This is a genomic window from Clostridium muellerianum (assembly GCF_012926525.1).
GTDB lineage: Bacteria > Bacillota > Clostridia > Clostridiales > Clostridiaceae > Clostridium_AM > Clostridium_AM muellerianum.
Map to the genome: position 1 here is coordinate 274,225 of NZ_JABBNI010000058.1, position 8,655 is coordinate 282,879.

Annotated in this window: 10 protein-coding genes, 1 rRNA gene, 1 other RNA gene and 1 pseudogene; 7 read left to right on the forward strand and 6 right to left on the reverse strand. The window is 27.2% G+C overall.

Annotation, left to right across the window (positions count from 1 at the left end; all coding sequences use genetic code 11):
* Positions 1-64: 64 nt before the first annotated feature.
* The 5 genes from HBE96_RS20765 to HBE96_RS20785 all read right to left on the reverse strand — a co-directional run bounded on the left by HBE96_RS20765 (position 65) and on the right by HBE96_RS20785 (position 3,932).
* The gene (locus HBE96_RS20765; RefSeq protein WP_169299613.1) at positions 65-841 is read right to left on the reverse strand and encodes a 3'-5' exonuclease; all 777 of its coding nucleotides are present in this window, start codon (positions 839-841) and stop codon (positions 65-67) included.
* Between the two features lie 81 nt (positions 842-922).
* Positions 923-1,546 (reverse strand): DedA family protein, encoded by a 624-nt coding sequence (locus HBE96_RS20770; protein WP_169299614.1) that lies wholly within the window; start codon positions 1,544-1,546, stop codon positions 923-925.
* Positions 1,539-1,904, reverse strand: a complete 366-nt coding sequence (locus tag HBE96_RS20775; protein WP_169299615.1) for a hypothetical protein — start codon at positions 1,902-1,904, stop codon at positions 1,539-1,541. The genes HBE96_RS20770 and HBE96_RS20775 overlap by 8 nt, the downstream gene beginning before the upstream one ends.
* Positions 1,905-2,244: 340 nt before the next feature.
* Complete coding sequence (locus tag HBE96_RS20780) at positions 2,245-3,414, reverse strand: DUF4179 domain-containing protein (RefSeq protein WP_169299616.1); 1,170 nt, start codon at positions 3,412-3,414, stop codon at positions 2,245-2,247.
* Positions 3,415-3,416: 2 nt separating this feature from the next.
* Positions 3,417-3,932: a sigma-70 family RNA polymerase sigma factor gene (locus tag HBE96_RS20785; protein WP_169299617.1), complete on the reverse strand. Its 516-nt coding sequence runs from the start codon at positions 3,930-3,932 to the stop codon at positions 3,417-3,419.
* A gap of 370 nt (positions 3,933-4,302) precedes the next feature.
* Between HBE96_RS20785 and HBE96_RS20790 the strand changes: the two genes are divergently transcribed.
* From HBE96_RS20790 to HBE96_RS26520, 3 genes are all read left to right on the forward strand, one after another.
* On the forward strand, positions 4,303-5,886 hold the full coding sequence (locus tag HBE96_RS20790) for a cell wall-binding repeat-containing protein (protein WP_169299618.1): 1,584 nt from the start codon (positions 4,303-4,305) through the stop codon (positions 5,884-5,886).
* Between the two features lie 169 nt (positions 5,887-6,055).
* The gene (locus HBE96_RS26515; RefSeq protein ID WP_342590209.1) at positions 6,056-6,178 is read left to right on the forward strand and encodes a hypothetical protein; all 123 of its coding nucleotides are present in this window, start codon (positions 6,056-6,058) and stop codon (positions 6,176-6,178) included.
* Positions 6,179-6,231: 53 nt separating this feature from the next.
* Complete coding sequence (locus tag HBE96_RS26520; RefSeq protein WP_243187016.1) at positions 6,232-6,543, forward strand: hypothetical protein; 312 nt, start codon at positions 6,232-6,234, stop codon at positions 6,541-6,543.
* A 51-nt stretch (positions 6,544-6,594) separates the two neighbouring features.
* On the opposite strand, the gene ssrS is transcribed toward HBE96_RS26520, so the two are convergent.
* A non-coding RNA gene (ssrS, locus tag HBE96_RS20800) (6S RNA) lies at positions 6,595-6,787 on the reverse strand.
* Positions 6,788-7,003: 216 nt separating this feature from the next.
* On the opposite strand from ssrS, the pseudogene HBE96_RS20805 reads away from it, so the two are divergent.
* From HBE96_RS20805 to HBE96_RS20820, 4 genes and pseudogenes are all read left to right on the forward strand, one after another.
* Positions 7,004-7,165 (forward strand): annotated as a pseudogene (locus tag HBE96_RS20805) (HAMP domain-containing protein); the annotation flags it as partial.
* A 2-nt stretch (positions 7,166-7,167) separates the two neighbouring features.
* Positions 7,168-7,341 (forward strand): hypothetical protein, encoded by a 174-nt coding sequence (locus HBE96_RS20810; RefSeq protein ID WP_169299619.1) that lies wholly within the window; start codon positions 7,168-7,170, stop codon positions 7,339-7,341.
* A 96-nt stretch (positions 7,342-7,437) separates the two neighbouring features.
* Complete coding sequence (locus tag HBE96_RS20815) at positions 7,438-7,671, forward strand: TIGR04540 family protein (RefSeq protein WP_169299620.1); 234 nt, start codon at positions 7,438-7,440, stop codon at positions 7,669-7,671.
* A 664-nt stretch (positions 7,672-8,335) separates the two neighbouring features.
* A 16S ribosomal RNA gene (locus HBE96_RS20820) occupies positions 8,336-8,655 on the forward strand; the annotation flags it as partial.

Consider the following 8,655-nt stretch of genomic DNA (forward strand, 5'->3'; position numbering starts at 1 on the left):
GCTTTTTAGTAGTTTAGTATTTAAAAAGGATTAGTTTTTCAAAAATTTTAACCAATAAATGTAATTAATGTTTTAAAGTATTAGAATGTGCAATTTCAAATTGTCTGGTTTTTCCCATCATATAAGCTAGCTTAATAATTTTTTGTTCTTCTTCAGACATTTCTCTATTAAACATTTTTTCAAATTGCTTAATTAGATTAGAGGTATCAAGTGTATTTTTTTCAGTATTATTTCTAGTAGGTCTAATATTTTTATTTACATCATAGTTAGTTATTTTCATATTTTTGTTATATATTTTCTTGAAAATTTCTGCTGTATAATAAGCGTCATTAAGGGCATTATGAAATTCGCCTTCAATATTAATATTTAGTAATTCTGCAGCATTTTTAAGTCCAATACTAGTACCCTTTGGACAGTTAAGATACTTAGATGCATAAAGTTGAAGATTAATATATTTCCTGGGAATTAGAGATATATCTAGATTGTGGTATTTAATATTTCTAAATAATTCTTTTATATCACAAGCACCCCATACACATAATATGTTTTTATCATTATCTATGAATTCCAAAATTTCTTTGTAAACTTCTTTAAATGGTTGTGCTTTGTTTAGCATATCTATTGTAATGCTGGTCATTTCTTCTACAAAAGGATTCATAATGGTATACAATTCAGGCTTTATTAATTTGTTTAGTATAGAGACAATTTGAAGATTTTCATCAAGCTTTACAGCACCAATCTGAATTATTTCAAAAGGACATTTTGAATTTGTTAAGTTTTTATTTTCTTTTTTAGATTTTAAACTTTGATTAAATTCTAAATCAAATACTATGTAATTCATTACTATTCTCCTGGGTTTATAAAATTTATATAATTTAGTATTGTTATGTAATAAATAAATGTTTAAATTTAAAAGATCTATCTATTTAGTATTAACATTTTTTTTATTTGATCTAATGGTTTTAATAAAAAAGTATATACTAATAACTAGAATGGTTATACAAGTAAAAAACTCGGCAACCTGTGTTACAATAGGAACTATGCTTTCCCAGGAATCACCAAACCAATAGCCTAAGCCTAAGTACATACACGACCATAATAAATCACCCAAAGCAATAAATAAAGTAAAAGTTACTAACTTGTACTCTACAATTCCTGCTGCAGCATTAACAAAAGGTCCCATTGCAGATATTAAAAACCTAGTAAAAAAAACTGTACCTTTGCCATGCTTTTCTAAATAATCTTGTGCTTTTATTATTTTAGGATGGAAATATGTTCTCAATCGCAGAGATTTATTTAAAAATTTGTGACCTAAAAGTTTCCATAGAATATAAGAAATAATATCACCAATACATGAAAAAAACCAAATTTGTAAAAAGAGAACTACTATGTTAAATTCACCAGCATAAGCAAAAGCTCCAGAGGCTAGTACTATCAAACATGCGCCTGTTGGAATTCCTACAGATCCAAGCATAATTAAGATACTTAAGAACCAAATGTTATAATCTCTAAAGTATGTTATTAATAAATTAGTAAAGCTACTCATATTTTTTACCTTCTGAATTTCTTTGGTTTTTTATAATTTTTTTTAAATTGTTTTTCATTTCTTCTGGATTTTTATTATACTTTTTCGTTAATTTAACGATAGGTATATTTTCATCGCCATTGTTAGGAGTAATTTCAAGGATTTTGAAAATTTCTTGTTCACTTATATTGTATTTTTTAGATATTTTTTTAACAGTTAACCGTTCATAAATACTCATATTCCCTAATTGTCTACTTTCTTTATTAGGAATCTTAATTTTTTTAATTCCTCTATGCAGCAGTATGGATTGCCTTATTGTTATAAATGTAATTATAATAATTAAAATTGATAATATACTTACTTTTGATTTGTTTGTCATAAATATCCATCTCACTTATATTATTATAGTTTTTATATAAAATTTATAAAAAGAATACATTTTCAGTGATTATATATAATGTTTTAATAAATGTATATTTAATTAAAATTAGTATGATTTATTGAAAGAATAAACATTAGGTATATTTTAATAATTATATCATGTTAAACTTATTTGGTCACTTATTATAATATTTATTGAAAGTTTAATAAATTTAATATAATCACATATGTAAATTAAATTCTTTTAAAACACCCATTTATGATTTATAAATGAGTGTTTTAAAAGAAATACAATTTGTTGTGAATCTAAAAAATTGCTAAATAAAGTAATGTTTAAATTACTGTCTTTTTAGTTCTATTTTAAAGGCTTTATTTTTGCCATTTTCTTTAGAATCAAACACTAAATACAAGTTTTGTATTTTATCAAAATAAGGGCTTTCAAAGTCTGGTCCCTCTATAGAGTAATTTGAATTAACTGGATTATTGTCAAGCCATCCACCTTTATAATTGTATCTATTGCCTTTTTCATCTTCTAGATGAATGTTAGTTATGTTCATGTCTTTTGGAATTAGAAATTTAGCATTTGTAGTGGTAGGATATATATTTACATATTCTATTTTTATGTTTGAATTTTCAGTTGTTTCTTCAGCTTTAACATATTTTATTTCTTTTGCATTTTTAATTTTATCATCGATTTGTACAGTAATAGCCCAATTGCCCTCAACAAATTTAGGAGATTTATGGGTTAATTTATAAAAAAATCCATAAAATTTATTATATCTGTAACCTAATGTGTTATCTGAGAAATCATAAAACTCAATAGTGATACTATCTGGTATTTCATCTATTTTACTTTTACTAGAGGCAAATTGAAATATTCCTTGTTTTATTCTTGTATTTTTAAAACTTTCCTTATTTATATTGTTATGTTCACAGGATTGATATAGAATACCATCTATTTGGTAAACTTTATTTTTGTATTTATCATTAAATTCTTTAGCATCTTTGGCAATTTCATCAGAAGTTCTTTCATCATAGAGAACTCTTCCTTTATTATCTGTAATTTTAAATTTATCGTAATTTAAATCTTTAAAATCTTTATACCTATCATCTGCCTTTAAAGTATACCCAATGTTAAGTTTATTTCCACTTATAGTAACTTGATCAATAGTTACTGTAATTCCTTTATCAGTAGCTTTCTTATCTTTAGATGTTTCTTGTACAAATCCATTTTTAACTGCATTATCAATTCCCTTATCTTGAAAATTACTAAACAAGTTTTTTACAGGTGCAGTAACATTATTTATATAGTTAGCAAAAGCAGGGGAAGCTTTGCCAAGGAATATTAACAAAGCAAAACTAGCAGCAAGACTTGAAGAAAGTTTCAAAAATCTTCTCTTGTGTCTGTTTTTAGCCCTTTTTATAGCTTTTTCTATAATTAAATCTGCTTCAATTGGAACTTTTATGTTTTCAAAATTATCTTTATAAGGTTTATTATTATAATTCATTTTTATTCTACCTCCAATTTAATTCTTAATTGTTTTAAAGCTTTATGAATATAAGTCTTTACTGTACCAAGCGGGTAGTCCATTATTTCAGCTATTTGTGGAACAGTTAAGTCTTGAAAATATCTAAGTATTATTATTATTTTTAATTTACCATCTAAATTATCAATGGCTTCGTATAGATCTAATATTTCTTCTCTATTATTGTTATGATCACTTTTTTTAGGTATATCAACATTTTCCTTAAAGAATATAATTCTTTTTTTCTTATTTAAATAGTTAACGCAATTGTTTATAAGTATTCTCATAATCCAAGTATTAAAGTATTTTGTTTCCTTTAACTTTTTTATAGATACATAGGCTTTGTAAACAGTATTGTCTAATATTTCTAAAGCATCATGTTGATTCTTAGTATAAGTATAGGCAGTTTTGTAGAGAATCTCTTTATTTATTTGCATAAGTTTACAAAAAGCATTTTCATCTCCATTTTTTGCATTAGTGGCTAATTCTTCAATTTCCATATTGTAATCCTCCAAGAAAATTATATGTTATCACCGATAATAACTTTTCATCTATTAGACAATCTATTATATAGTTTCGTTTTATTTTTAGTAAAGTTTTTTCATAACGGCTCTAAATTTGACTAATAGCTAATATTTTAATGAAATATTATAGTAGCTTTAATTAATTAAAAAAAGGAATAATACATTAGTGTTAATGCAATTTGATAAAATATAGACTAAGATGTAAAATATAAAATGTAATAAAATTTTACTTTAAATAGATATTTGTATAAATTTTAGAAAGTTAAATAAACTAGAGTATATTTTGTACTATTTTTATTACATGAAGAGCGTTAATTTATAAAATACAATTTTATGGGAGAGCACAATGACAATATTAAAAAAACATTTAGCAGCCTTATTAGTAGCATCAAGTACATGCTTATTATATACATCCAAAGTACTTGCCAGTGATATAAAAGTAAATAGAATATCAGGTCAAGATCGTTTTGAAACCTGTAGCAATATAGCGGATTCTGGTTGGACTAAAAGTGATTATGCAGTGCTGGTTAATAGTGAAATGTATGCAGATGCTGTTGTATCATCGCCATTAGCAGATAAATATAAATCACCAATACTATTAGTTGAAAATGATAATATTCCAGATACAATAGTAGATGAACTAAATAGATTAAGAGTTAAAAAAGTATTTATTTTAGGCGGTACAAGCTTAATATCTAAAAATGTTGAAAATAAGTTAAAAAATATGGGGATATCCATTGAAGAGAGAATTGCAGGTCAAGACAGGTATGAAACAGCAGTAAAAGTAGCAAGTCATATAACAAATTCTAATAATTCTGTTTATGTGGTAAATGGCGAGGACTGGAGAGATGCATTAGCAATTAGCCCAGTAGCTACAATATCACATAGTCCTATAATTTTTACTAATAAATACGGTGTTCCAGATGTGGTTAAAAAAAATATAGATAATGCAAGCCGTACTTACAATGTTATAGGTGAAAAAGATGATTATGATTTTTTACATAATATTGAACAATATCTGGGAGGAAAACAGCTAAAGACTTTAGGGTATAATAAAGCTGATACAAATATTGAAGTATATAATTCTTTTAAAGATAAAATGAAATTAAATAAAGTTTATTTAGCGTCAAGCAAAGCTTTTGCTGATGGGTTGTGTATAAGTCCATTGGCAGGAACTAATAAAAGTCCACTATTTTTTGTTGATGAAAATAATATAAATGAATTTAAAGATTTTTTAGATAAAAATAGGAATAGTATAGAAGAAATTGATGTTATTGGAGGACAAGGTGTTATTGCAGATTCAACCATGCAAACTTTATTAAAATTAAATACTACTGCCAGCATAAATAATAGTGATAGTATAAATAATAATAGAGGAAATGGAATTCCTAATATGAATGGAGATAACAATGAAGATGTAAATAATGATGAAAACAATGGTTCAATAACTCCTATAATGGGACAATCACAAGTATCCGTAGAGCAGTGTGAAAAATTTCTTAGAAAAAGAAATTCTAATGCTCCCTATTTAGCTAGTATTTATAAGAAATACTGTGATATTTATGGAATAAGGTTAGAATGTGCATGGGTGCAGATGTGTTTAGAAACAAATTTTTTGAGATATTCTGATACTTCAATAACTACATTAAATATGAATAATTACGCAGGGCTAGGGGCTTTGGATAGTAATGGAAGAGGACAAGCACTTAGCTTTTCTACAGAAGATGATGGAGTTAAATGCCACGTTCAACACCTGTTTGCATACAGTAGCAGAAATCCATTACCAGTAGGAGAGGTGCTAATTGATCCAAGATTTAACCTAGTTCAAAGGGGCTGTGCTCCTAAAGTTGAAGACTTAGGAAATGGTAAGTGGGCTTCAGATAAAGAATATGCACATAAATTATTAAACTTACTAAATGAATTAAAATAAATATAGCAAAGTTATGTATTTATAATATCAGTATATAAGGCATCTGAAATTATTATTTTCTTTCAGATGCCTAATTTTTAACTTTTTAGTATTCATTCCTTTATGTTGAAGTGTTTTGTTACTTGATATGTTCAACATTTTGGGATGAATTTTATTTTTTGAGGTTGCATTGAATGCAAATATTGAAGCTTCAAGTACTGGAGAAGCGAGAAAAGATTTTGTTGTTGCAGATCAAGTTAGGAAGTTAGCAGATTCAACTCAAGAATTAGTGGATGGAATAAATAAAAAATAACTGAAATGAATAGCGATGTTGAAAATTAATCAAGTTCTGTAGAATATTCGGAATTGGCTTTAAGGGATGGGGTAAGTTCAACTGAAAGAACACAGGAAGCTTTTTCAGACATTTTTACTTCTTCAAAACATGTAAAAGAAAAATCAGAAGAAATTAATAATTCTATAGATACTACTCAAAAAGGACTTAAAGAAATATCAGGTGATATAAATGGAATAATTAGCTCGTCAAGGACCGTAAATAACGAGATTACTGATTTAAATGTACAAGCATCGCAAAAATCAATAATATTTTCGGATATAATTAATTTTTTAGAACAGATTTATACTATTTCTATAGAAAACATGAATGGAAAAGAAAAGTAAAAATAGCAAAAGCCGATGCACATAAATTGAGCATTGGCTTAAAATTACTAAAATATATCCAAAACACCGGTACTCTAATTTTGATCCCTATCTAATGATAGGTGGGTGTCAGCATAAATGATTCAATCGCCTTAAATGCCATAAAAGGACTCACAGAAAGGTACATTTTCTCACTTAACTTATCGGACTCCCTAAGTTAAAATGTAGGTTCAAAATAAGAGCTTAACGCATATTTCAGAAAGATATTTTAAATATACAATATAATTTTAAAAAGTTTAACTAAAGATTAAACTTCTTAACAACATTATCGTTCTCATGCATTTATATTAACAGATTTTAATAAATGATTCAAGAGATATTTCTATAGAAGATTATTCTTCATCAACCAGAATATCACATAATCTAATTAAATATCTATTTTAATTAACCTTAATAATAGAATATTGAATTGATAAGAAGCTATAGATTTGAAAAAGGTAAAGATAAATATATTGTATTTTATGAAAAAGTACCTTTATCAGGTTGGAGTGTTGCAAGTGTAATTGTATTTGTTTCTAAGCGTATGACATTGCCTTTAGTAAAGCTATCTAATTTTGCTGAAGAAATAGCAGAGGGTAATATCAGATGCTAGTAAAGAGATGCTTACTAAAGGCAGATATTACATCAGAAGTAATAACAAATGTAGCAGCTATTTCTGAGGAGCAAACAGTAAGTATGCATGAAATGGGAAAAACTGAAAATAAATTAGATGAATTAGTAATAAAACTTAAGAGTGAAGTTGATAGGTTTAAGATTTAGAAAATGTATTAAAATATTTGCAATAATTAAATAAATACAGTATAATATCTTATGTTTATATCAAAATAATTTTAAGCACATAGGAGTATATTAAAAATGAGAGCGAGTTATAAGAATCCAAAAGAATTGGCAAGTAAATTGAAAGATTTAGTTGATACGTATTTTGAGGGTTTGATAAGTTATGAAGAATTAGAGAAAACGACTATAGCTATAATAAATGTTAATGGTGATAGGGTTTATAAAAATGGATTTATGCCAACAAAGTTGGCCAGTATCCTTGGTACTGAAAGAGTGAATATTATAAATAAGATACAAAAAACAATGGAATAAATTGATACCCTAAAGGGGCTGGCTTAAAGCAAATTGAGGATGCAATATATTTAGTTTTAACTTAAAAACTATTAATATGTTGAGAAGTATTTTTGTTTTGAGGCAGTCTTTTTTGATGATTTGATGATAGTGCTTTTATAAATTAGGAAAGAAGTGTTATAATAAGCGGTTTTAATATCAAGTGATTCTTAGGTTCAGGTGGAGTTTGCTTATAAGAATGAGTGTATTAGCAATGGTAGCGATCGTATAAACTGAATCGGGAGTATCTATATAAGAAATATGAAGAAATTAGTAGAATAAGAGAGTATTAATAATATAATTTAAATTTTAGTTAAATAATACAAATAATTATTAAATGTAAAGATGATAGAATTACATTCGTTACATGAGGTGATTAACAAGGAAAATAAACTTGTTGACAGAGTCTTAAGTAACATGGTATTATGTTAAAGCTGTGTGAATGCAGCAAGCTTAACAAAAAGAACTTAAAAAAAGTTCTTGACAAGATTAAGCAAACATGATAAGATGTAAAAGTCGCTGAGATGCGACAAGATCCTTGAAAATTAAACAGAGTGAAAGTAAGATTTAAATCTTATTTTAAATAAGCCAGTATTAGTTAAACTAATAAGTTTAACGTCAATAATTTGAGTACAGATTAAACTTTTAAATTGAGAGTTTGATCCTGGCTCAGGACGAACGCTGGCGGCGTGCTTAACACATGCAAGTCGAGCGATGAAATCCCTTCGGGGGTGGATTAGCGGCGGACGGGTGAGTAACACGTGGGCAACCTGCCTCAAAGTGGGGGATAGCCTCCCGAAAGGGAGATTAATACCGCATAATATTAGTTTTTCACATGAAAGATTAATTAAAGGAGTAATCCGCTTTGAGATGGGCCCGCGGCGCATTAGCTAGTTGGTGAGGTAACGGCTCACCAAGGCCACGATGCGTAGCCGACCTGAGAGGGTGATCGGCCACATTGGAACT